The organism is Paenibacillus sp. SEL3 (genome assembly GCF_054602585.1).
On record NZ_CM137725.1, the window covers coordinates 1,593,219 to 1,617,037 of the forward strand.

The 23,819-nt window shown below is 46.1% G+C and carries 21 protein-coding genes; 6 read left to right on the top strand and 15 right to left on the bottom strand.

Translation table 11 applies throughout. From position 1 onward, the window contains the following. Positions 1–327: 327 nt before the first annotated feature. The gene (locus ACYCS5_RS07615) at positions 328–1,359 is read right to left on the bottom strand and encodes a S8 family serine peptidase (RefSeq protein ID WP_340956907.1); all 1,032 of its coding nucleotides are present in this window, start codon (positions 1,357–1,359) and stop codon (positions 328–330) included. A gap of 418 nt (positions 1,360–1,777) precedes the next feature. On the opposite strand from ACYCS5_RS07615, the gene ACYCS5_RS07620 reads away from it, so the two are divergent. Beyond that, positions 1,778–2,338, top strand: a complete 561-nt coding sequence (locus ACYCS5_RS07620; RefSeq protein WP_340956909.1) for a thioredoxin domain-containing protein — start codon at positions 1,778–1,780, stop codon at positions 2,336–2,338. 110 nt (positions 2,339–2,448) lie between these two features. Here ACYCS5_RS07620 and ACYCS5_RS07625 read toward each other — a convergent pair whose 3' ends face one another. Next, complete coding sequence (locus ACYCS5_RS07625; protein ID WP_459761018.1) at positions 2,449–2,979, bottom strand: GNAT family N-acetyltransferase; 531 nt, start codon at positions 2,977–2,979, stop codon at positions 2,449–2,451. Positions 2,980–3,230: 251 nt separating this feature from the next. Between ACYCS5_RS07625 and ACYCS5_RS07630 the strand changes: the two genes are divergently transcribed. Beyond that, positions 3,231–4,205, top strand: coding sequence for a ring-cleaving dioxygenase (locus tag ACYCS5_RS07630; protein WP_029519287.1), 975 nt, complete (start codon positions 3,231–3,233; stop codon positions 4,203–4,205). Between the two features lie 157 nt (positions 4,206–4,362). Here the strand turns inward: ACYCS5_RS07630 and ACYCS5_RS07635 are convergent, their stop codons facing one another. The 4 genes from ACYCS5_RS07635 to ACYCS5_RS07650 all read right to left on the bottom strand — a co-directional run bounded on the left by ACYCS5_RS07635 (position 4,363) and on the right by ACYCS5_RS07650 (position 10,868). Continuing rightward, complete coding sequence (locus tag ACYCS5_RS07635) at positions 4,363–6,060, bottom strand: M3 family oligoendopeptidase (RefSeq protein WP_340933219.1); 1,698 nt, start codon at positions 6,058–6,060, stop codon at positions 4,363–4,365. 237 nt (positions 6,061–6,297) lie between these two features. Next, positions 6,298–7,107, bottom strand: coding sequence for a bifunctional hydroxymethylpyrimidine kinase/phosphomethylpyrimidine kinase (gene thiD / locus ACYCS5_RS07640; protein WP_029519291.1), 810 nt, complete (start codon positions 7,105–7,107; stop codon positions 6,298–6,300). Positions 7,108–7,304: 197 nt separating this feature from the next. Then, positions 7,305–8,711 (bottom strand): DNA-binding protein, encoded by a 1,407-nt coding sequence (locus tag ACYCS5_RS07645; RefSeq protein ID WP_069011956.1) that lies wholly within the window; start codon positions 8,709–8,711, stop codon positions 7,305–7,307. A gap of 246 nt (positions 8,712–8,957) precedes the next feature. Continuing rightward, a complete protein-coding gene (locus ACYCS5_RS07650; RefSeq protein WP_459761019.1) occupies positions 8,958–10,868 on the bottom strand; it encodes a bifunctional 2',3'-cyclic-nucleotide 2'-phosphodiesterase/3'-nucleotidase in 1,911 nt (636 codons plus the stop codon). Positions 10,869–11,085: 217 nt separating this feature from the next. On the opposite strand from ACYCS5_RS07650, the gene ACYCS5_RS07655 reads away from it, so the two are divergent. The 4 genes from ACYCS5_RS07655 (at position 11,086) to phnE (ACYCS5_RS07670) (ending at position 14,603) form a co-directional block, all read left to right on the top strand. Next, the gene (locus ACYCS5_RS07655) at positions 11,086–12,054 is read left to right on the top strand and encodes a phosphate/phosphite/phosphonate ABC transporter substrate-binding protein (protein ID WP_069011952.1); all 969 of its coding nucleotides are present in this window, start codon (positions 11,086–11,088) and stop codon (positions 12,052–12,054) included. Positions 12,055–12,187: 133 nt separating this feature from the next. Beyond that, the gene (phnC, locus tag ACYCS5_RS07660; protein ID WP_069011950.1) at positions 12,188–12,958 is read left to right on the top strand and encodes a phosphonate ABC transporter ATP-binding protein; all 771 of its coding nucleotides are present in this window, start codon (positions 12,188–12,190) and stop codon (positions 12,956–12,958) included. Beyond that, complete coding sequence (gene phnE / locus ACYCS5_RS07665; protein ID WP_459761020.1) at positions 12,955–13,809, top strand: phosphonate ABC transporter, permease protein PhnE; 855 nt, start codon at positions 12,955–12,957, stop codon at positions 13,807–13,809. Before phnC ends, phnE (ACYCS5_RS07665) begins: the two co-directional genes overlap by 4 nt. Beyond that, on the top strand, positions 13,806–14,603 hold the full coding sequence (gene phnE, locus ACYCS5_RS07670) for a phosphonate ABC transporter, permease protein PhnE (RefSeq protein ID WP_013312028.1): 798 nt from the start codon (positions 13,806–13,808) through the stop codon (positions 14,601–14,603). The genes phnE (ACYCS5_RS07665) and phnE (ACYCS5_RS07670) overlap by 4 nt, the downstream gene beginning before the upstream one ends. An 85-nt stretch (positions 14,604–14,688) precedes the next feature. Here the strand turns inward: phnE (ACYCS5_RS07670) and ACYCS5_RS07675 are convergent, their stop codons facing one another. The 9 genes from ACYCS5_RS07675 to deoD form a co-directional block, all read right to left on the bottom strand. Beyond that, positions 14,689–15,819, bottom strand: coding sequence for an aminotransferase class V-fold PLP-dependent enzyme (locus ACYCS5_RS07675; RefSeq protein WP_029519301.1), 1,131 nt, complete (start codon positions 15,817–15,819; stop codon positions 14,689–14,691). A gap of 162 nt (positions 15,820–15,981) precedes the next feature. After that, the gene (gene cysW / locus ACYCS5_RS07680; protein ID WP_459761021.1) at positions 15,982–16,857 is read right to left on the bottom strand and encodes a sulfate ABC transporter permease subunit CysW; all 876 of its coding nucleotides are present in this window, start codon (positions 16,855–16,857) and stop codon (positions 15,982–15,984) included. A 79-nt stretch (positions 16,858–16,936) separates the two neighbouring features. Continuing rightward, positions 16,937–17,770 (bottom strand): sulfate ABC transporter permease subunit CysT, encoded by an 834-nt coding sequence (gene cysT, locus ACYCS5_RS07685; RefSeq protein WP_459761022.1) that lies wholly within the window; start codon positions 17,768–17,770, stop codon positions 16,937–16,939. A 79-nt stretch (positions 17,771–17,849) separates the two neighbouring features. Next, positions 17,850–18,902, bottom strand: coding sequence for a sulfate ABC transporter substrate-binding protein (locus ACYCS5_RS07690; RefSeq protein WP_459761023.1), 1,053 nt, complete (start codon positions 18,900–18,902; stop codon positions 17,850–17,852). Between the two features lie 353 nt (positions 18,903–19,255). Beyond that, positions 19,256–19,939 (bottom strand): hypothetical protein, encoded by a 684-nt coding sequence (locus ACYCS5_RS07695; RefSeq protein ID WP_029519308.1) that lies wholly within the window; start codon positions 19,937–19,939, stop codon positions 19,256–19,258. A gap of 116 nt (positions 19,940–20,055) precedes the next feature. After that, entirely contained in the window at positions 20,056–20,550 is a 495-nt protein-coding gene (locus tag ACYCS5_RS07700) for a hypothetical protein (RefSeq protein ID WP_459761024.1), read from the bottom strand. Positions 20,551–20,578: 28 nt separating this feature from the next. Further along, a complete protein-coding gene (locus ACYCS5_RS07705) occupies positions 20,579–21,628 on the bottom strand; it encodes a leucine-rich repeat domain-containing protein (RefSeq protein ID WP_341040036.1) in 1,050 nt (349 codons plus the stop codon). Positions 21,629–21,762: 134 nt separating this feature from the next. Continuing rightward, positions 21,763–23,064 (bottom strand): pyrimidine-nucleoside phosphorylase, encoded by a 1,302-nt coding sequence (locus ACYCS5_RS07710; protein WP_459761025.1) that lies wholly within the window; start codon positions 23,062–23,064, stop codon positions 21,763–21,765. A gap of 32 nt (positions 23,065–23,096) precedes the next feature. Next, positions 23,097–23,804 (bottom strand): purine-nucleoside phosphorylase, encoded by a 708-nt coding sequence (deoD, locus tag ACYCS5_RS07715; RefSeq protein WP_013312036.1) that lies wholly within the window; start codon positions 23,802–23,804, stop codon positions 23,097–23,099. Between the last annotated feature and the right edge of the window lie 15 nt (positions 23,805–23,819).

Below are 23,819 nucleotides of genomic sequence, written 5' to 3' on the forward strand. Positions count from 1 at the left end.
CTCACACATCCCTGCATAATCATTATTAATCGCAAAGTATCGTCTATAAATAAAATTGTGAACTTCACATAAATGAATTAATTCTGAGATGTAAGGAATAATTCAAATCCTGAATAATAGGAATATGTATCAAAAAAAGTAATAATAATCACACATATAGTATACCATTTCAAGTAATATACATACAATACTATATTTCTAAATAAATACATTTTTATGTATTTATTTAAAATGAAAAATTTAGGAAGCATTAAGCTGCTGCGCCTCTAAAAGACTACCTAAAACTAAATATCAAGTAAGTACTAACACAGAAGATTATGTGATTAGCTAATCCTCTATCTTAGTACTTGAGTAAATGACAACTTCTTCCAAGTATTTCAATAGCCTAGAAAGAGAACATACATTTAATATATTTATACTGTGATAATCGATTAAGTTATACTTCAACTCTTTTTCTAGGTTGCTCCAAAAATCCACAAAATTATAAAAGGTTATTCCAGATAACCGAGAAATAAATGGCCCTTCATATAAGGAAGAGATGTCAATTTTATGATTAGTAGCTTCATAAATTGCTTTTTCAATAGACCCTCCAAATTTTTTCACCAAATTACTATCAATTTTATTTTCTGACATATCTTTGACTATAGGTATCTCCACTTTATGTAGTAACGCATACTGTTCAAGTACATGATTATAATCAGCAAATGTGATTTTATCTTTATGACTATTGGAAGATAGAATTCGCATACTCCATCCGACACAAAAAGCGTTGGCTTTAGAAGTACCTCTAAAAAAGGCAAATCGTTCGGCAAGTGTATAGACAAAAATTGGAGCCTCATCAAATACGGCTTGGATCTCTTTATTTTTTGAAAACAAAAATGAATCAATTGAACAGAACATTTGTCCATTTACACCAATGACGGTTGGCAAACTAGCTGGATAGCTACTCTGACTACCATTTTTTACAGATACAAAAATAAGTTTATTTTGATCCACTAACTGCTGTGTAATTTGGCTAAGTTGCTGATAGTATCCTTCTGAAGTAACGGAAATGCTTATGCATATATATTTAATATTCAGATTAAGGCATTTCTTCAACGCCACATGCAAGAGTCTGGTACTCGTTTTCCCTTCTTCATTTGCTATTTTTATGATGTAAAATTGAGCCTCATTAAAAATTTGCACAATCGTATCTGCCACAGAAGTTCCATGCCCATGGTCATCCTGAAAATCATTATCCTCGATAATTTCGTCTCCTGAATATTGAAATCTCACTCCGTCTATAACATGTTTACTTAAGCTACGATTCGTCATGTCTATTCCAGTATCAATTATGACTACTTGTTTGTTGTTAAACATAGTCTTCACCTATCCTATCAAATTTATAGAATGCTATATATAAATTAGCACTTTAGTTTGATATAGAATGTGTAAGTGATAAAATAACCAATTTAATGCTATAAAAAGCAAATTTCCGATAAAAATGTATTAAAATTTCAATGCTGACCATTTATAATTACGAGTTACTAGAGTATTCAGCAAGACGAAAAATGACACAATATGCGCTGATTATTACAGTAATATTTCTACATAGATCAACCGTAGTAACCTTATTCATAGATTAACTACAACTTAAGAATACAGGCTATCTGGAAGCAATTAATCTCAATAGTCTGTTAAGGCTCCGTATAAATATTTTAAGAAGGTGATAATCAAAATAATTATATGTCCGGAAAATTAGTTAATCACGCAAAAAAAAATAATTTGGAGGTTCCTTATGATAAAAAAACAAAAATTTCTACCGTTCAAAATAGCTTTTATATTTTGTATGTGTTTGACAAGCTTTTTCATTGCTAATGATACTAACTATGCTGCAGAACATAAGAATTTTACGGCGATAGAGCAAAATGACAATAAATATAACGCAGAATATAAGAATTCTGCGGCGATAGAGCAAAATGACAATAATCCGACTGTTGAAGAATACGAGAATAATGTAAAAGATCTGCCTAGACTGAATGCGAATGAAACCATGGACAAATTCAACTCGGGAGAAGGTTTTTACTTTTATATTGGTAGACCTAGCTGCTCCCATTGTCGTGAATTTTCTCCTATTTTAAAAGAATTTTCTACACATATATCACAGCCCATTTACTACTATAATATGGATGGTGGAGACTGGGGACCGATTATCGGACAATTTCTTAGAGATCATATCGATTTACAAGGGACTCCAACATTAGCATATATTAAAGATGGAAAAGTTGTTGCCCAACAAGTGGGCACAGGACCAAATGCGGATGAATTGCAAACTATTTTCGCTGATTGCCCTCAGTAACCTTTCGCATTTCAAAATGATCGATCCAAATCATTGAAACTTTGACTCGCAAGATGGAGTTCTTTGAAAAAGACGTCCCTCTTGCGAGTCTTCTATACTTTAAAATTTAATCACAATTCCCACTCTTCCCGTAGAAGCCCCATTCGGATCGAATCATAATACTCTCCATTATAATATCTGCACTTGCGAAGCCTGGCTTCGAGGGTCATGCCCAGTTTCTCCCCAACCTTCATCATCCGATGGTTTCCTGACCAGGTTGTAAAGCCCACTCTTACTAGAGGTAATGTATTAAACAAATGCGTGATCCACAGTCGAAGCACCCTCGTACCGTACCCACCGCTCCAATACCGCGAATCAAAGATACCTATCCCCATTTCAAGCCATTGGGAAGGCTGATGCTCCCAATAGTAGCTAACCGATCCAATGACCTTACCCTCCACTTCAATGATCCAAAAGTCATCTTGCCCGATTCGCTTTTCCTTCTCTTTTAAATACTCCTCAAAAGAAAGTGGCTTATGTTCATAATAAGGTGCATCCCACTGCTTCCATTCCGGTGCTTCTTCCTTAAAAGTTAACGTCCAAAGAGCCGGCAGGTCTTCTTCTGTAACAGGCCTAATCGTTAAATCCTTATCCGTATACATTGAGTACACTCCTTTTATAATAAAATTCGTTCTATCTATATTGGGCCTTATTGGGCTTTATTGTATCTGCTTTTGCATTATTTCGAAATTCTAGTTTTGTCCGATCTTCCAAGCAAAGTCATAATTTAAGTTGACAAACAATCAAAAATAATATATCTTAATATCAAGATAATAAATATAAAGAAAAGTTTTTCGACTGTTTATTTTGTTTAGAAAAACCTAATCATATAAAAACCAAGGAGGATAATGACATGAAACTATTAGGATTGCATCACGTTTCGGCGATTACAGCGGCAGCGGCTAAAAATGTTGATTTTTATACTCAGGTAATGGGACTTCGGTTGATCAAGAAAACGGTGAACCAAGATGATGTTAGTGTGTATCACCTTTTTTACGGAGATGAGCGTGGAACTGCGGGTACAGAAGTCACTTTCTTTGAAATTCCACATGCGGGACAAACTCGTACAGGAAATAACAGCATTTCAGCTCTCTCCCTACGGGTACCAAATGACAAGGCACTGGATTACTGGAAAAACCGCTTCGAGCAGCTGGATGTAAAACATGGCGAAATTACGGATCAAGCAGGACGCCTGGCACTTTCGTTTGAGGATTTTGAAGGACAACGCTTCTTCCTCGTTTCAGATGAGCATGATCACGGAATGCGTGGCGGCACGCCTTGGGAGAAAAGCCCTGTCCCTGCCGAATACGGCATTGTAGGACTTGGGCCCGTTCATCTGACCATTCCCAAAGCGGAGAATACTATTCTCATTCTTGAACAGGTTATGGGCTTCCGCAAAAAGGGCTCCTATCCTTCCCCTGTTGCTGGACAACCGGATGTGGTCATCTATGAAACGGGTGAAGGCGGTACAGGAACTGAGGTGCATCTGGAAGAGCGCAACGATCTGCCACAAGAGCGACCAGGACGCGGCAGTGTGCATCATGTAGCTTTCCGTGTTGAAACCGAGGAAGAGCTCAAACAATGGGTAGAGCGTATTGGTCAGCTGCAAATTTCCAACTCTGGTTTTGTAGATCGCTTTTATTTCCGTTCCTTGTACTTCCGTGAGCCGAACGGCATTCTGTTTGAATTGGCTACCGATGGACCAGGGTTTGACACCGATGAGGAATTGGAGTTTCTGGGCGAATCCCTATCACTGCCTCCATTTTTGGAGTCGCGCCGTGCTTCGATTGAGGCTAATCTCAAACCACTCAACACCAAACATGAATAAGGTATATTTGCTCTAAAATCACACAAAGCCGGGACTCCTACATCATGTAGAGGTTCCCGGCTTTTTTTCGTGCAACCGCCCTGCTTTTACCTATAAAACATGTCATTTGCATGCTTTTCCGCTTTGACAGGTAAGTGAAATGCCCTTTTTAGTTAGCTTACAGCTTTTTATCATCCACACTGTTCAGCCATGCTTCGATTTCTCCGATTACTGAGGCAATGCAACCATCTTGGAATGGCGAGATGAGTCCAGCCAGCTCAACCAATCCGGTAAAGGATCGACTTCCCCCAGCACGACACAGCTTCAAATAATCTTCCCACGCTGCTGTCCGGTCGATACTCATGCGTTTCCAGAATTGGAACGCGCACAGTTGCGCGAGTGTATAGTCAATGTAGTAGAACGGAGATTGGAAAATATGCCCTTGTTTGTGCCAGAATCCGCCCTGCTCCAGATACTCGTTGCCTTCATAATCCAGATGCGGTTTATACTTACGTTCAATGGAGCGCCATGCGCTTTTACGTTCGGCTGGGGTCCAATCCGGATGTTCGTATACGGCATGTTGGAATTCATCCACGGCTACGCCGTAAGGAACGAACAGCAACGATGAAGATAGATGTTCAAAGTGATATTTGTCCGTATCTTCCTCGAAGAACAGATTCATCCAGGGCCATGCAAAAAACTCCATGCTCATAGAGTGAATCTCAGCCGCCTCCATCGTTGGCCAATGGTACTCGGGAATTTCAAAATGTCGGCTTTCATAGACCTGGAAGGCATGACCTGCTTCATGCGTCAATACGTCGATATCACCGGACGTACCATTGAAATTGGAGAAAATAAACGGCGTGCCATATTCGCTCAAAAATGTACAATAGCCTCCACTTTGTTTTCCCTTTTTGCTGATCAAATCCATTAATCCACGTTCGATCATAAAGCTGAAAAATTCATGTGTTTCCGCTGAAAGCTCCTCATACATGCGTGCTCCATTACGAAGGATCCACTCCGGGTCACCTTTAGGCGTAGGATTGCCTGACAGGAAGTTGAAGCCTTCATCGTAATAGCGAAGCTGATCTACTCCAATCCGTTCGCGCTGGCGCTCCTTCAGCTTGGTTGCCAAAGGAACGATGTGCTTCAGCACCTGCTCGCGGAAATTGGCTACCATCTCGGCATTGTAATCTGTACGTCCTAAGCGGGCATAGCCCAATTCTACGAAGTTGTCATAGCCCAGCTTGTGTGCCATGCGCGTACGTACCTTGACCAATTCATCATAAATTCGATCCAGCTCGTCCTCATGCTCACTCATAAATTGATATTTAGCCTCGGAGGCCTGTTTGCGTGTCTCCCGGTTGGTAGCCATTTCAAATGGCAGGAGCTGTGACAATGTGCGTTCTTCCCCCTCGAACGGGATCTTCGCTGAAGCAATCAATTGAGCATATTCCGAAGTCAGCTTATTCTCCTGCTGCAAATCCTCAATAATATCCGGATGGAACGACTTGAGGGCTACCTCGGCAATACTGAAAAGCTGGCTGCCCCATAGACTCTCCAACTCGTTGCGGAATGGAGAATCCACCAATGCCCGGTAGTAATCGGTTACATACTCCTGAATAACCGGCATGAAATCATCAGCGTACTCTTGCTCCGCTTTGTAAAAGGCGTCCTCCGTATTAATGGAGTGCCGAACTTCCACCAATTGCAATTGCGTTTCCACATTACTGCGCAGCTTATTAATCGCATGAATCACTTCATTTTGACGTTCTACGCTGTCCGCTTCACGAAACTGCTGCAACAGTGTTTTAAACCGCTGTTCAATTTCAGGTTGCTCTGGTCGGCTGTAAGCCATTTGGCTGAATAATGTCATTGCTTCGGTTCCTCCTTAAATGTAATAAATCTGATGCCTATTATACAGTACGATTAGACCAAACTGGAAGCTGAAATTCCAATAAAATACAACCTCAAAAGCCGCAATACTATGTATTGCGGCTTTTGAGCCTAATCTAACTTATATATCATAGATGTCGCTGCCTAAAGCAACCTAAATATATATACAGCCTGGTGGGGATTTATAAGTCTCCCTAATGTCGCAGACCTTCATGCTTTATTGGTTTTGCAAACGATGTGCCGCATGCAGGGTTGGACCGACGAATTCATTCAGCTTGAAGCTACCTTCAATGGCCTGTGTAATGAATTTCTTGGCCTGATCCACTGCTTCACGTACAGTCAGCCCTTGTGCCAAACCAGCCGTTACCGCTGCCGAAGTGGTGCAGCCTGCACCGTGGGTAAAGTTTGTTTTTACAACATCGGCTTCAAACCAGTCAAAAGTGATTCCGTCATATAACAGATCCATCGCTTTACCTGCACGAATTTTGCCACGGTCCTTGATCAGTACATGCTTAGCTCCACGCTCATGGATAATCGCAGCCGCTTCCTGCATCTGCTCCAGTGTCGTGATCGGTCCATTCTTCGCCAGTTGCGAAGCCTCAAACAAGTTCGGTGTTACCAGGTCAGCGCCAGGGATCAACAATTCCAGCATCGCCTCTGTATTTTCCGGCTGAAGCACTTCATCCGTGCCTTTGCAGACCATGACCGGGTCAATTACGATCCGCTTCAAATCATGCTTTTTCAAATGGCTGGCTACCAGCTCGATAATTTCAACGGAACCAAGCATGCCGGTTTTCATCGCATCAAAGCCGATACCTTCCAATACAGTACGCAGCTGCGCTTCTACCACATCCAACGCAACAGGATATACAAGATGGTCCCAGGTTTTAGGCCCCATCGCTACTACGGTTGTCAATACGGTCATACCATATACGCCAAGCTCCTGAAAGGTTTTCAGGTCTGCCTGAATACCCGCTCCACCGCTTGTGTCGGAGCCGGCTATCGTTAATGTTTTGGGAATCGTCATTTGTTCATGCTCTCCTTCACTTTCTGTGCTGCATTTATCCTAATCCCGCTTGCGAAACTTGTCAACGCGCAAAACGGTCCTCTCTATGCTAAAAGTCACAAGCGACGGCAGCAGCTAAAAAACGAGAACATCCCCTTTTGAAACGGGAATATCCTCGCAATAACGTGTTATATGAAGAATTTGAATGAAATTTAGAATTATAAATATCCGCCGGTACTATGATCATAGGCATGATTCTTTTCATTTGCACGCACGCCTAGGCATAGGCTCTGATACAATTGCTGCTGTTCCGGTGTAGCAAAATTCCGATGCTGCTCAAATAAAGCCATACAACCAATGATATGTTCGGTATAGCTATTATCAACAGACAGTTGCAAGCAATGCAGTGTTTGTCCCACTCCCTCGGGGTAATCGCCTTTTCGGAAATAATATTCTGCAAACACCTTACAAAAGGATGCAAAACGAAATGCATTAAAGTGCTTGCGATAATGAGTGTCCCATCGTTCCGGTGCAAGCTCCCAGAAGTTCTTGAGTTGCTGACTAAACAGTCCCAGTTCGGCATCCACGAAATAACCGAACCGGTTCGCCGATTCGAGCAAGGTGTTCAAGCCTTCCAATGTCTCATCCGGATGCTCGCGCAGGTAAGTAATATATTCATAGATTGCAGAAGTGTTGCCCATTTTAATTTCAATACAAAGTCGGTTGCCCTGTGCATATACACGATGCAGGTTGACCACTTTCCAGCCTTCTTCGTCTAAACCCTCAAACCAGCTCAAATCTGCATAACCTTCAATCCATTGCTTGGATTCCTCATATCTACCCTGAAACTCATAGCAACTGGCCTTGAGTAGATGCCCCTGAGCATAGTAATAAACGAGCGGCTTAAGCAGCTCCAGGTGCTCATCTCCGAAACGGTTCCGATTGCGATACAATGCCTGCGCCAGCTCTCTTAGCTCGTCCGCATACATTTCCATCTCGGACCATTGCATTTTTAAAGCAAACACTTGAGATAGCATATGTAAGCCTTCCAATGCGTAAATTTCCGGTAGACGACTACGGTACAAATGGAATTGTACAGCAGCCTTCAAGTTCCGTTGGTTATCCTTAATCTGAATCTGGAATATACGGAAATAGCTGATCGCCAATCGTTCAGAGTGGGTATACTTCTCACTTTCGATGACACAATCATACAGAAGCATGGAAGCTTCATATCTGCCATCCTCAAACATCGCTTCTGCGGTCTCAAAAATGGCAGGAACGTTCGATAAATCGTCCATCAAATAGCCAAGTACACTGCGTATACACTCCAGCTTGTTCAACTCTGAACAACGCAGGAGAAACGGACGCAACCTCCTCCAGTGCGGCAAGGAATGAATAAAACATTCATCAACATACATCTCGAACAAAGATCCTTCTTCCAATCCCATGGCCTCGGTAATCAGATCAAGCTGATTGACTGAGATCGGCCGTGGTGGGTTCCGATTAAGTATACCGCTAAGTGTACCCGGATTTACCTTGGAAGCATCTGCAAAACACTGCATTGAAATGCCTTCAGTTTGAATATACTTTTCTATTTCTGCGCGGATCGTGGTGTTTTTTTCCAAAGGGACACCCCCTCAAACGAATGATGGTGACTTTTTCATTACCTTTTAAACCAAAATTTGTTTAATCAAAGTATATGTCTATTTATACGAGAGGTCAATAACTTTAAACACGACTCAGGACATATAAAATCACGAGTTTTGTACGATTTTAAATCTGTTTTATGAAAAAAGACCGTCCTCTGCGGGACAGTCTATTTCTATTATTTTGATGCTGTGGACTTATAGGACAAAAACTAGTTAGCAGTTCTACCGTGAACGTCCGAAATCGACGGCAAACTTAGCGTACCCTTCTACCGTTAACCCTTCATAAAGCAACTCCGAATAGGCATTAGCGGCATCCGTTGCTTGCGGTGAGGTCAGGAACGTCACATGCGGACGCCCTGACCATGGGGCGAGGGACCAATGGCCGTCAGCTTTTGGCGTCAACGTCTTCATATGCCGCACGTATTCGGTCAGCACATGACGGTTTTCATCCGGTGAAGCAAGTATAATTCGCTCTCCACCCGGATTGACCAGCGCAGAGGAAAACGCGCGATAGTTATTCGTAACAACCAGATAATGTCGCTGCATATCTATCGGTTCGCCATCAAAAGACATCTGAATGATTCTGTGTGCATCTGGATCCTTTAGGCCCCCGTCAGCATCATATCTGGCTGGCTGTGTTACATCAATCTGATACCTGATACCGTCGATGATATCGAAATTAAAGCTTGGAAAATCAGAATTAATCAGCCCTTGCTCTTGTTCTGCTGAAGGATCAATTTGCCGGAATTGTCCAGCAGACCACTCCAGCCATTCCCGGATTTCCGTTCCGGTCAGTCGAACGACATGCAGCGTATTCGGAAAATTGTACAGATCGGCGATATGCTTGATCGCCAACGTTCCCACCGGAATATGGGTATAGTACGATGGGCCATATCTGCCGCCTGTTTTAAAAGGAGCTGCTGCCGACAGAACGGGCAATCCTTCGTACTCGCTCCCTTGCATCTGCTGCTTCACATACCACATTTGCGCATCATTCACGAGCTGAACCGAAGCATCATCCATCACCTGAGCAAAAAAGCTGTTCACCGCCACCGTCGTCTGACCTACAGGTGCACGAATATACTCTAGTGTTCCGGCGTGCTCTTCTGCTACCGACTGCTGAATGGCAGTATCCGGTTGTACCAGCGCCTCCTTGCGTATCGGATCATACACCGGGCGTACCTCGGCAGCAGATGCAACCACCTGCCACTTTCCTCCACTAAAGGTCAACTCCAGATCAATGATCCCCAGATGATCCCCCCAAAAGCCCGGCTCCACTGCTGGAATATCATGGATGGCACCTCGCTCTAGATCAACACCTGTTTTTCCCATAAACGAAGATCCTGGAAATACTTTATGGGCATGACCAAACACAATGGCGTCAATCCCTCCCACCCTGCTCAGATGCAGCACCGCATTTTCCATATCAAGTGTTTCGGGAATATCTTCGAAGCCAGCATGGGGCATGGCAATGATCAGATCGGCTCCCGCTGCCTTCATTTCTGGAATAAACCGTCTTGCTGTTTCCAGCATATCTTTGACAATGATTTTCCCCTCCAGCCACGCCTTGTCCCATTGCATAATTTGCGGAGGGACAAAGCCGATGACCCCTACCTTCAACAGATGCTTACCACCTGCTTCATCCTCTACCGTCTTATCCAGTAATAGATAAGGTGTAAAGTAGTTTTGTTCTTGTTCTCCCGTTATATAAATGTTGGCATTTACATAAGGAAATTGGGCTCCTTGAAGGCAAGTCTGCAAGTATTCCAGTCCATAATTAAATTCATGATTCCCGATATTACCTGCCTCATATCCAAGCAGATTCATGGCTTTATAGGCGGGATGTACCGCGCTTGGATCTTGTTGAAGGCGTTGTACAGCATAATCTCCCATTGGATTCCCCTGAATCACATCTCCGTTATCCAGCAGCAGGTGATTGGGTACCTCCGCCCGGGCTATTTGAATCAAGCTGGCTGTTTGTGCCAGACCATAATGCAGCGTTTCCTGATCCGTATAATAGTCATAATTCCACAAGCTGACATGCAAATCGGTTGTAACCATAATGCGGAATTTCACTCTCACAGGACCTACATTTTCATGGCCTGCCTTTTCGTTAATATCCAAAATATCCAATCTTGTTCTCTCCCTCAGCTTCGGTCATAGAGCTTGAACAAGTCTAACAGAGCACTGTTAAGAGAATGTTAATATGATAAATTTTACATCATTTTTACCAAAGTCAGGAGTGGTTTTTACCCTAGCAGCGGGACTAGCTGTTAAGATTTGGTTTGTCACAGCATTTACAGGTTTTTAATTTTATTTTCGTTATTACGATGTTTAGGGGGAAATTATTTTGTTCAAAAAAGCACTGACCTTGTGCATGACCTTCACACTGGCAGCGGGTCTGGCCGCTTGTGGCTCCAATGCAAGCAATAACAACAGCGTGTCCACTCCGGGTACAGATGGCTCTAAAAACGAAAGCACAGCCTATGTTCCTAAGGAGTTAAAGGTACAGTTCGTTCCTTCTCAAAATGCAGATACGCTCGAAGCCAAAGCCAAACCGCTCGAAAATCTACTGGGTGACAAGCTTGGAATCCCGGTGAAAGTAACGGTATCTCCTGACTACAATACAATCGTGGAAGCCATGTCTTCCAAACAGGTAGATGTAGGATTCCTTCCGCCAAATGCTTATGTACTGGCACACGATAACCGTAAAGCAGCCGATTTGCTGTTGCAAGCTCAACGCTACGGCATTGAAGATGCTACAGGCAAGGACACGACTGAAAAAGTAAACTTTTATAAAGCCATGATCGTAGTGAAAAAGGATTCTCCGATTCAAAGTCTAGCTGATCTGAAAGGCAAGAAGGTTGGCTGGCAAAATGTAACCTCCTCCGCAGGCTACGTGTACCCTGCAGCAGAGCTGAAAAAAGCTGGCGTGGACCCGGACACGGATGTGCAGGGTGTGACAATCAAAGGCCACGATGCTGCTATTCTGGCGTTGTTGAACGGTCAGGTTGATGCGGTAGCTGTTTTCCAGGATGCACGTAACACGGTGAAGAAGGAAATCCCGGATGTATTTGAAAAAACTCGCGTCATTCATTACACAGCTAAAATTCCAAATGACACCGTCAGCGTACGTTCTGATATGGATCAAGCGTGGAGAGACAAGATCAGCCAAGCCTTTATTGACATTGCCAAAGACCCAGCAGGCGGCGAAATCATTAAAGAGATTTACACCCATGTAGGTTATGAAAAGGGCGACGATAAAAACTTCGACTCCGTGCGTGAATACGCCGAAGCTGTTGGTCAAGCGGTTAAGTAATCGGAGCAAGCAAGGTACTGTAATGAAGTAACAGCTACGAAACAGGCTTTACGAATGACAGGGCAGCACCGTCCATGTATTCATGGCGGTGTTGTTTTCATTCCACCCCATCGGGGGAGAAAGTTGGGAGCATATGATCGAATTCCGTAACGTATCGAAAACATACCCGAACGGCACCAAAGGGTTGAACAATATTAATTTGACGATTCAGGAGGGAGAAATGGTCGTCATCGTCGGCTTATCCGGTGCAGGTAAGTCTACCCTGCTGCGTTCCATTAACCGACTGCATGACATTACGTCCGGCGATATTGTCGTGGGTGGCAGGTCCGTCACGTCTGCTGGAAGCAGCGAGCTGCGGCGCATTCGCCGTGACATCGGCATGATCTTTCAAAGTTTCAATCTGGTTAAGCGTTCGACGGTGCTCCGCAATGTACTTTCCGGCCGTGTCGGCTATCATTCGACGCTGCGAACCATTCTCGGCCTCTTCCCGAAGGAGGATATCGAACTGGCACTAACAGCGCTGGAGCGCGTGAACATCCGCGAAAAAGCCTACAGCCGGGCAGATGAACTGTCCGGTGGCCAACAGCAGCGCGTATCCATCGCCCGCGCTCTGGCGCAAGAGGCTAAAATCATTCTGGCGGACGAGCCTGTCGCGTCGCTGGATCCGCTGACCACCCGCCAGGTGATGGATGACCTCCAGCGGATCAACCGTGAAATGCAGATTACGACCATCGTCAATCTGCATTTCATTGATCTCGCGCGCGAATATGCAACGCGGATCATCGGATTGCGCGCCGGAGAAGTGGTCTTTGACGGCACACCGAAGGAGGCTACGGATGAGGCCTTTGCGGAGATCTACGGCCGGGCCATCAAGCATGATGAGCTGCTGGGAGTGGGATCATGAAGCCCGACTCTACTGCCCAGCCGCTCTCTTCGACGCAACCGTCACCGCATGCTGGACCGCCGCAGCCAAGTAAGCCGTCCGCAGGGCCACCTTTGCCAGGACGCTATAAGCGTTACGCCACCTGGATGATCTTTATCGTAGTGCTGGTAGCCTGCTCCATTCATACGGATGCCACGCCTTACCAATTGATCGTTGGCTTACCGGAGATGGGCAAATTGCTGGAGGAAATGTTTCCTCCTGATTGGAGTTACTTGCCTACCATCTGGAAACCGATGCTGGAAACGATCCAGATCGCTATTGTCGGCACGACACTGGGAGCCATATTGGCGATCCCTGTCGCGTTGCTGTGTGCCTATAATGTAATGCCGCGCAAGCTGATTTCGCTGCCGATGCGCACGATCCTGAATCTAGTACGGACGATTCCCGATTTGCTGTTCGCCTCGATCTTTGTGGCGGTATTCGGCATCGGGCCGTTTGCAGGGATGCTCGCCCTGCTCTTCTTCTCCTTTGGCATTATAGCCAAGCTGACCTTTGAGGCGATTGAAGCCATTGATCCCGGACCACTGGAGGCCATGACTGCTGTTGGGGCGAGCCGCATCCAAGTCATCGCCTTTGGTGTGGTTCCGCAGGCTCTGCCTTATTTTGTGTCGTACTTGCTGTATACCTTTGAGGTCAATGTGCGCGCGGCTTCCGTTCTGGGCCTGGTTGGCGCTGGCGGTATCGGTCTGTTGCTTGACCGTTCTCTGGGGCTGTTCCGATATGATCGGGCAAGCATCATTATTCTACTGACCCTCGTCATCGTCCTTGCGATTGATTACGGCAGTAACCTGCTACGGAGGAAATTATTATGAATGATCCTACGCTTCGCAGACCTATTGGCTCCCGCCTGCGCCTATGGGCGATAGCTATTCTGCTAATCATCATTTATATTTGGGCTTTTCGCGGGATGCAGTTTGAAGGATTACAGGGAACGGCCAAAAGTGTCTCTGTCGCTATATTGGACGGCTTCCTTCATCCCGACTGGTCGTTCGTCTACATTCCTGAGGGAGAGGATTTACTGCGCGGGTTACTGGATACGCTGGTCATTTCAGTGCTCGGAACCTTCGTGTCCGCATTTGTCTGTCTTCCGTTCGCCTTTTGGGCGTCCAGCAATATGACCCGTCTGCGTCCCTTGTCAGGTAGCGGAAAATTTGTGCTTAGTGTCATCCGGGTATTTCCCGAAATGATCGTCGCCATCTTGTTTATCAAAGCCGTTGGACCCGGTTCATTTGCGGGTGTGCTTGCCCTCGGCATTCACTCCATAGGCATGCTGGCGAAGCTTTTCTCGGAAACGATTGAAAGTGTCGATCACGGGCCCCAGGAAGCTTTGATCGCGTGCGGTGCCAACCGTTGGCAGGTGATTTTCTTCGCCGTGCTACCGCAGGTGATTCCACAGTTTCTTTCGTATTCGCTTTACCGTTTTGAAATTAATATCCGTTCTGCTACCACGCTTGGTCTGGTCGGTGCAGGTGGTATCGGTACTCCGCTACTGTTTGCACTCCAAATGCGCAACTGGAACCGCGTAGGCGTTATCTTGCTCGGCATCGTGGTCCTGATCATTTTGACGGATCTGATTTCCGGCTGGCTGCGCAAACGAATCGTATAATTAGAATTCTAAACGCCAAAAAAGCCTCTCCTGTGTAAAAAGGGACATGTTATGCTCCCATTCACTCGGAAGAGGCTTTTGTCGTTCAACATCTCCCTGCCAATTCATCTAAAACCCGTCGGACTTCCTCAGCCGTATTGTAAAAATGCGGAGCCACACGGATAACATCCTTTCGTGCTGAAACGATCATATTTTGGCTTCTCAAATTCTTCTCCACAGCCGACACGTCCGCTACTTCAACAGCGAGTAGGCTTGGTAATGTGCCTCCCCTGTAAGGTACACGTATGTGTAGCCCTTTGCGTCGTCCATATTCAACGGAAAAATCCAACAACTCACTCATATAAGCCTGAATATTCGTGACCCCAATCTCCAGCAGCAGCTTTAAGGCCGCATTGGCGGCAAAAATGCTAATGAAAGAAGGCAATCCCGTCTCAAAGCGTCGGGCTCCCGCCGCCGGAACCGGGTGAGCAATATCAAACCGGGAAGCGGGCTCCTGCCCAAGCCAGCCCGTAAGACGGGGCTTGAAGCGGTCTATTCGATCCTTGCTTACATAAAGAAAAGCCACGCCCGGAATTCCAAGCATATATTTGCGTGCTCCAGCGACCAGAATATCTACGCCCATTGCCTTTACATCCACTGGAATAATCCCTACAGACTGATAGGCATCCACAAACAGCAACGCCTGATTTCGGTGAGCTATATCTGCAATGGATTTTAAATCCTGCTGAAATCCGTTGGTATAGTTCACTTGTGACACCATAACGAGCGCAGTTTTCTCCGTAACATGCTCCTCATACTGTTCTATTATCACTTCTCCCTCGATGGAGGGGATACAACAGATGTGATCACGGAACATCTCCTGTGCCTGCCAGATGTGTCCCACTGTCGGGAAGTCGGTGTCCGCATACACAATGCCTTCTTTTCCCGATACATAAGGAAGGGCTGTGGCCACCCCGGCAATCGCCTCAGAGGCTGAGGACAGGACCGCAATTTCGTCAGTCTCCGCCCCGATGAGCTTGGCAAAATGCCCTCTAGCCTCCTCCAAACGTGCCATAGACAGATCACCGTTATGACCGTGTTGCAGCAAACTTCGATGATATTCCTCAATGGCAGCGGAAACCGGCCTCGATACGGCCCCTTGGGAACAGCTCCCTACATGGATATGTGAGGACAGCACTGGAAACAGCTGACGGTAGGACTGAAACGGATGTTTCATTTTTCCCTTCGCTCCTCCTGGGCACACCAACGTGCCTTGATATGATCATTTTATTATCCATATCAGCCACCTTAGAACAAGGGCCTCTCTTCCCATCTTCTCGCCGTTAACAGACGATAGACGCAAAGAGAGGCCCTAAGGGATCATATACAAAATCATAAGTTAATGCACGCGTTTGCGTCCAAACCAGCTTTTAAGCACCAAGGTTGCCAGAGCAAGTAATAATAATAACGAGGCCACCGCAAAAGATGCCGAGAACTGATATTCGTTATACAAAATTTCCACATGCAGCGGCAGTGTGTTCGTCTCTCCCCGGATATGTCCAGAGACGACGGACACTGCACCAAACTCACCCATGGCTCGCGCATTACACAAAATGATGCCATACAGCAGACCCCACTTGATGTTCGGCAGCGTCACTTTCCAGAAAATGCGCCAACCGCGCGCGCCCAGCGTGACCGCCGCTTCTTCCTCTTGCTGTCCCTGATCTTCCATCATTGGAATGAGTTCTCGCGCCACAAATGGAAAGGTGATGAACAGCGTCGCTAAAATAATACCAGGCAAAGCAAATATAATTTTAATATCATGCTCGTCCAGCCACGGTCCAAGCCAGCCCTGTGCACCAAACACTAATACATACATCAGCCCTCCAACGACAGGAGAGATGGCAAAGGGTAAATCAATCAAGGTGACCAGTAAGCCTTTGCCGCGAAATTGAAATTTCGTGATCAGCCAAGCGGCAGCTACACCAAATACCGTATTCAGCGGTACCGTTATCGCTGCCACCAGCAGCGTCAACCGCAATGCAGACATGGCATCTGGGTCCCGTAACGCTTCGACGTAGACGCCCCATCCTTGCTTGAGCGCTTCGGTAAGCACGACGATTAGCGGCAATACCAGTACCCAGAGCAAAGCTAAAAAAGCAGCACCAATCAGCGTCCACTTCACCCAAGTGGACTCGGTCGTGACCCTGTTGGGCGGTGCGGATGAAGGCACTGGTGCAGAAGCAAGCTCCTGCCCAGTTATCGCTTGTGACATGGTGTATCCCTCCTTAAAACGCGGGTATTATGCGCAGCCCTGGATGTTAACGTTAGATAATTACATTAGACAGTTACGTTTAGACAGTACGGCGCCGTGACCAGCGCTGAATGCTGTTAATCACGAATAACAGCACGAATGAAATCACCAACAGCATCAACGCTACCGCCGTAGCTCCTGCATAGTCATTTTGCTCCAGCTTGGACATTATGAGCAGTGGAGCAATTTCCGTCTTCATCGGCATATTGCCAGAGATGAAGACGACAGAGCCGTACTCGCCAATGCCGCGGGCAAAGGCGAGCGCAAAACCCGTCAGCAGCGGTGGCACCAGCTCCGGCACAATAACGCTGCAGAAGATACGCCATCTGCCAGCTCCCAGCGTAGCAGCGACCTCCTCCTCGTCTTTGTCCAGTTCCTCCAGCACCGGCTGAACTGTCCGTACGACAAACGGAATGCCAATAAACATCAATGCTAGCGTAATCCCCGTCTGTGAGTACGCCATCCTCCATCCAAGCGGTTCGAACAACGAACCGATCCAGCCGTTCTGCGCATATAGGGCAGTTAGAGCAACCCCCGCTACCGCAGTAGGCAAAGCAAAGGGCAAATCAATCACCGCATCAAAAATTCGTTTCCCCGGAAATTCATAACGCACCAGCACCCAGGCTATCAATAAACCGAGAAACAGGTCGATCAGCGCCGCAGCCGCGGCACACAAAAAGCTAACCTTGTAGGAAGCCAGCACCCTGATATCAGTCGCCACGTCCCAGAATTTCTCCCACGTCAGTCCAGTTGAATTCAGAAGCAGTGCCGATAAAGGCACCAGCACCACCAGACTGAGATACAGCACACTATAACCCATTGTTAACCCGAACCCGGGAAGTACGCGTTTTCGAGTGGCTTGCACTTGACTCATGTTCTGTCCATCCCTCTCTGAATTCATTCACTATGACACTCGCGGATACCAATCCAATCGTCTACACAGTCCACCTATTTTATGAACTGCCGGGTACATAAATCTGGTCAAAAATGCCTTTGTCGCTGAAATGCTTCTGCTGCGTCTCCTTCCATGTCCCGAATACATCCTTCAAGGTTACGAGCTCCAATTTAGGAAATTGATCCTTGAACTTTGCCGTCACACTCTTCAATGTTGGGCGATAATAATTTTCAGCAGCAATGGTCTGCCCTTCTTCACTGTACAAATATTTCAGGTACGCGTCCGCTACCTCGCGTGTACCTTTTTTATCTACCACCTTATCGACTATTGCTACCGGAGGTTCAGCTAATATACTGATCGACGGATATACGATATCGAATTTATCCGCACCCAGCTCCTTCACCGAGAGCAGTGCTTCATTTTCCCATGCAATCAGCACATCGCCAATTCCACGCTCTACGAAAGTCGTTGTCGCTCCACGTGCTCCGCTATCCAATACCGGCACATGCTTATACAGCTCCTGTACAAACTGCTGGGCCTTGGCTTCATCATTATTGTTCTTCTTGAGCGCATAAGCCCAGGCTGCAAGATAGTTCCAACGTGCTCCACCCGAAGTTTTAGGATTCGGTGTAATGACTTGCACATCGCCACGGATTAAATCGTCCCAGTCCTTAATCCCTTTCGGGTTCCCTTTGCGTACCAATAACACGATGGTTGAAGTGTACGAGGCGCTGTTATGCTCATATTTACTTTGCCATCCCTCTTGAACGAGTCCTTTTTCCTGTAGCGCATCAATATCATAGCCCAGAGCCAGAGTGACCACGTCCGCATCCAGCCCGTCCTGCACAGAACGACTTTGCTTGCCAGATCCTCCGTGAGATTGCTTAATCGTAACCTTCTGTCCTTTCTCCTTCTCCCAATGGGCGGCAAATGCTTTATTATATGCCTCATACAGCTCACGGGTCGGATCATAAGAAACATTGAGCAACTCCACGGCAGCAGAGCTACCATCCGCCTCCGTCCCTCCCTTGCTTGCCCCGCAAGCGCTTAGCATCATCGTTAAAACCAAAGATAGTCCGAGAATAAGTCCACTTTTCCATTGCCTCTTCATCAAGACACCCCGAATTCTATGTAATTTGTATTCATTTACGCCTGTTATTTACAGACATAATTAAAAAAAGAGCGGAGAATTCCCTGATGCAGCCCTGTTAGGTCAAACCTGTCGTGTGGACAGTGTCTGCCTGCTGTTCCTAGAGGTTCTCCGCCAAAATGGCGAGATCAAACTTTAATTCTTTAATTCCTACCTGTTTAATGAGTTATACGGATATAATACGAGAGTTTAGGAGTGATGTCAAACCTTTTTTTGGTATGCATTATCTGTACTTTTCTTTCTTTAAGGGGGGCAGTCAGAAACATTGTATATGTTTCCGACCGTTTAGAGGTCATTTACACACGGGGTACGACTTAGTTGGCAACCGTTTCAAGATTAATCGAAAAGACTCCAAAAAGCTTCGGATTGTCCGTAGCCCTTCTCAACCACAGTTCACCTGATCCCACCATGACTCCCTGATAATTAACAAACAAATCATCTGTCTTTTGATTCACAAGCGCCTCGCGAATCGCGTCCGTAAAAATCTGATCATACTTGGCAATAAAATCTTTCTTATTCGGAATCGTTAACGACTTTTCACTATCATTAACACGCAGAGGGTACAAAATATAATCGGCCACTTTCTCCTTGTCATTGTCGGCAACTGCCTTCTGCAGCGCTTTGAACGTGTTCAAAAACGCTTTAGGATCTTGAATACCTGCTACCTCAAATGGATTTTGCGATGGATTGGAGGCTGCCGGAGAAGAAGAAGTATCCGATGAAGCAGCTGGAGCCGAAGGAGCTAACTTTTGTGCATCAGTATCGCTGTTTTCTGCACTCTCGCTCTCTTTCGCTGCTTTGTCATTTTGGGCTGAACCGCTACGATTACCACCGGCTCCATTCTCGATCACGCTTGTACTGCTTCCAGTATCAATGGTTTCAGCATTCTTATCCTGACCACAGCCAGTAAGTGCCACAAAAGTAAGTGTAAGTAAAATAGCTGTGAGTGACAGCCTCCGTGACATCTTTTGATTACCGAATTCATGGTTTATGGGCACAACGGGTCATCCTTTCTGCTTTCTGCTCTGACCTATTCTGTTCATTAAGTCTTCAACCGTTCTATTGTAACATAAGTAGACTAATGACCGCATGTCGTGCCCTTTCTGGAAGGAGCTTACAGTGTAATATAAGCGAAGGTTTTAACGTTTCCTTGCGATCCATCGTCTGTACTTACTTTCAAAATCATCTCTTTCAAGGAGTCATTTGCTGCTTCATCCTGCCCTTCTGGCTTTACAAACAGCAGATCATGGCGTTCTCCTGGCTGCAACGTTCGACTGGAAAATCCGCTCGTTGTACCTTGCAAGTCCGATCCATTCGAACTGTTGAGCTTGTATTGTATGGGCTGCTTACCTGTATTCTTGATACTGATGTACAGCTTGCGCCCCTCTTCAAATTTAAAGCTCGTTTCGCCTTGTCCTTCAAAATGCATTCTTTGATCATGTACAATACGCTTCGCTGCGCTCCCATTCTCACTCTGTGCACTTAACGGAGCAGCCGGGTGCTCCTGACTCACCGATGATGTACTATGCATGGTAGTCGATATATTGGCAAGAGTGGCATAACCCACAATTGCCCCTGCAACCCCCATCCAAACCCATTTCTCCACCATTTGATTTCCTCCTTTTCTTATCTATCCTTCAGTCGTCACTGTGATTGCACAGATGGAACGGCTTATCTTCTATAAGGAAGCGATCAAGCCAAGTCATTTTATATATAAAATCGGGTGCCGATTCGATGAATCCGTTCACAATGTCCAAAGAGCGTAGATTTTTCAGGTTTTGTATTTCAGGAGGCAACGTACGGATTCCGCTATACTGGATATCCAGATACTCCAGTTGTTGCAGCTCTCCGATTTCAGGAGGCAAATGCCGGAATGCCAGCTCCTCTTTGGGAATTACTTTGACATCTGGTGCCGGGCGATCATAGCATCCACAGCTGATCCTCAGGTTTTTGAGTTGAGTCAGCTTGGCAATGTCAGCGGGTAGCTCTTCCAAATCAGCTACTTGTATCGTTAGTGACTCCAACGATTCCAATTCGAACAAAGCATGCGGTAGTGTTCGTATATCCTGCTCGAAAATGGTCAGATGTTTCAAGGAATACAATTCTCTAATCCGTTCCGGTATCTCCCTCAAGCCAAACCGCATAATCTCTACTCGATCCGGTTGATGCCGAATAGCATCGTCCAGAAAAACATCTATATTCTGATGATATTCAGGTTGGTGAATAAACACACCAGGGATAAGCTTCCCCAATTCAACCGCTTCTTCTTTAGCCATGTTTAGTCTACCTATTCGTTCGTGAGCTATGTTAATGATCCAATCCTCTCCATCCGCATTCTGGAAGCACAAATCCTCGGGTAATTGGGGATGTACCCAGGAAAACAAACTGGACGCCGCCTGCTTTAATAGTCCCCCTGCCTCGGGCGCACACTGGTATCGGTAAAATGTTCCTTGTGTGTAGGCAATGGAATGGATGCCCCTAATTTCCTCATAAGAGTGTGTGGACAGCAAAAAAGGATTCAATTGCTGTAACAATTCCTTGAACAGGACATCCTGGTCGATCACACCATTCTCATCCTCTGTCGCCCATTTATGTATGCCCAACATAAACGTGTCTGCCCGTTCCATAGCATAATCAATCAGTCTTTCATAGGCTGCTCCCCGGACATCGCTGTATAATCTGAACATGTCTCTCCTCCTCTGTGTTGCCCTCGGCCTTACAATAAAAAAAGCCGAACTCATATCTATTATGAGTCCAGCTGTCATATTTTTCAAACCTGATCAAAGACACCCAATACGACTTTATAAATAGGGCATATCGCTTACTCTGTCACTGTTCCGTAGATTAGCACTGGCGCTTCCGCATGATCCGCAATACGGATGTTCGCGTAGATTTTCTCCAGTACTTGAGCTACATCTTCACGGTTCGCATGGATAGTAACTAGCGAATCGCCTTTTTGAACAGCATCCCCGACCTTTTTGTTCAGCATCAAGCCGACGGCCAGATCAATCTCGGATTCTTTGGTCGCACGTCCTGCTCCAAGCAACATCGCTGCGGTACCGATTTCGTCAGCCACGATTTCAGCTACCACACCGTCCTGCTTCGCAGGCACCTCAATAAGATACTGTGCTTGCGGCAAGCGTTCAGGATGATCCACTACAGAAGCGTCACCGCCCTGATTCGCAATAAACTCTTTGAATTTTTCCAGTGCTTTGCCATTACGAATGACTTCTTTGAGCTTCTCTTCGGCGTTATCGAGGGAATCTGCCTTCCCTGCCAAAAATACCATCTGACTGCCCAAAGCCATGCACAGTTCTTCCAGATCTTTGGGTCCTTCGCCGCGCAGCGTATCAATCGCTTCTTTCACTTCCAGCGAGTTCCCGATGGCCAGACCCAGCGGCTGACTCATATCGGAAATGACTGCCATCGTTTTGCGACCCACATTGTTACCGATGCTCACCATGGCATGTGCCAGTGCTTTGGCATCATCTACGGTTTTCATAAATGCGCCTGCACCTGTTTTTACATCGAGTACGATAGCATCGGAGCCGGCAGCGATTTTCTTACTCATAATCGAGCTGGCAATCAGCGGGATCGAGTTGACCGTCGCCGTAACATCACGCAAGGCATACAACTTTTTGTCCGCAGGTGTCAGGTTACCGCTTTGTCCGATGACCGCAATTTTGCTGCGATTTACCAAATCCACAAATTCGTCCTTGCTGATTTCGACGTGGAAGCCTTCAATAGCTTCCAGCTTGTCGATTGTTCCTCCGGTATGTCCGAGGCCGCGGCCTGACATTTTGGCTACCGGAATGTCCAAGGCCGCTACGAGCGGAGCCAGTACCAGCGTTGTCGTATCACCCACACCGCCAGTGGAATGCTTATCGACCTTTACACCTTCAATCGCGGACAGATCAATGGTATCACCCGAATGAACCATCGCCATCGTCAGATCAGCGCGTTCGCGTTCAGTCATATCTTTGAAGAAAATGGACATCGCCAATGCACTGACTTGATAATCGGGAATTTCACCCTGAGTGTAGCCTTGGATAATAAAATTAATTTCCTCCGTACTCAGTTCTTTTCCGTCACGTTTTTTCTCAATCAAGTCTACCATTCTCATATGTCATTTCTCCTCACTGTGCGTATGATCGTTTACAGAGATACTGCTGTATCCAGTGCAACTTCCATCATTTCTTTAAAGGTTGTTTGCCGTTCTTCTGCGGTCGTTTCTTCCCCCGTCAGCAAATGATCGCTTACCGTCAGAATCGTCAATGCGTTTACGCCAAACTTGGCTGCCAGCGTGTATAAAGCCGAAGTTTCCATCTCTACACCCAGCACACCGTATTCCATCAGCTTTTGTACCACTGATTTGTCATCACGGTAGAAGCTGTCTGAGCTGAATACATTGCCGACGTGCATGTTCAAGCCTTTGGCAACACCACGATCATAAGCGCCCTTCAATAGATCGAAGCTGGCAATCGGCGAGTAGTCGTAGCCACCAAAAATATGGCGATTCATACCGGAATCCGTACAGGATGCTTGTGCCAAAATGACGTCACGAACGTGCACATGCTCCTTCATTCCGCCGCATGTACCCACGCGGAACAGGTTTTTCACACCGTATTCGCTAATCAGTTCGTTGACATAAATACTGATAGACGGCAGCCCCATCCCAGTTCCCTGTACAGATAGGCGTTTGCCTTGGTACGTACCCGTGAATCCGAGCATTCCGCGAACCTCGTTGTAGCAGGTCACGTCCTCCAGATACGTTTCAGCAATAAATTTTGCCCGTAGCGGGTCTCCTGGCAGCAAAATCGTTTCTGCAATTTCTCCGGGTTTGGCTCCAATGTGTACACTCATGTTTTTTATTCCTCC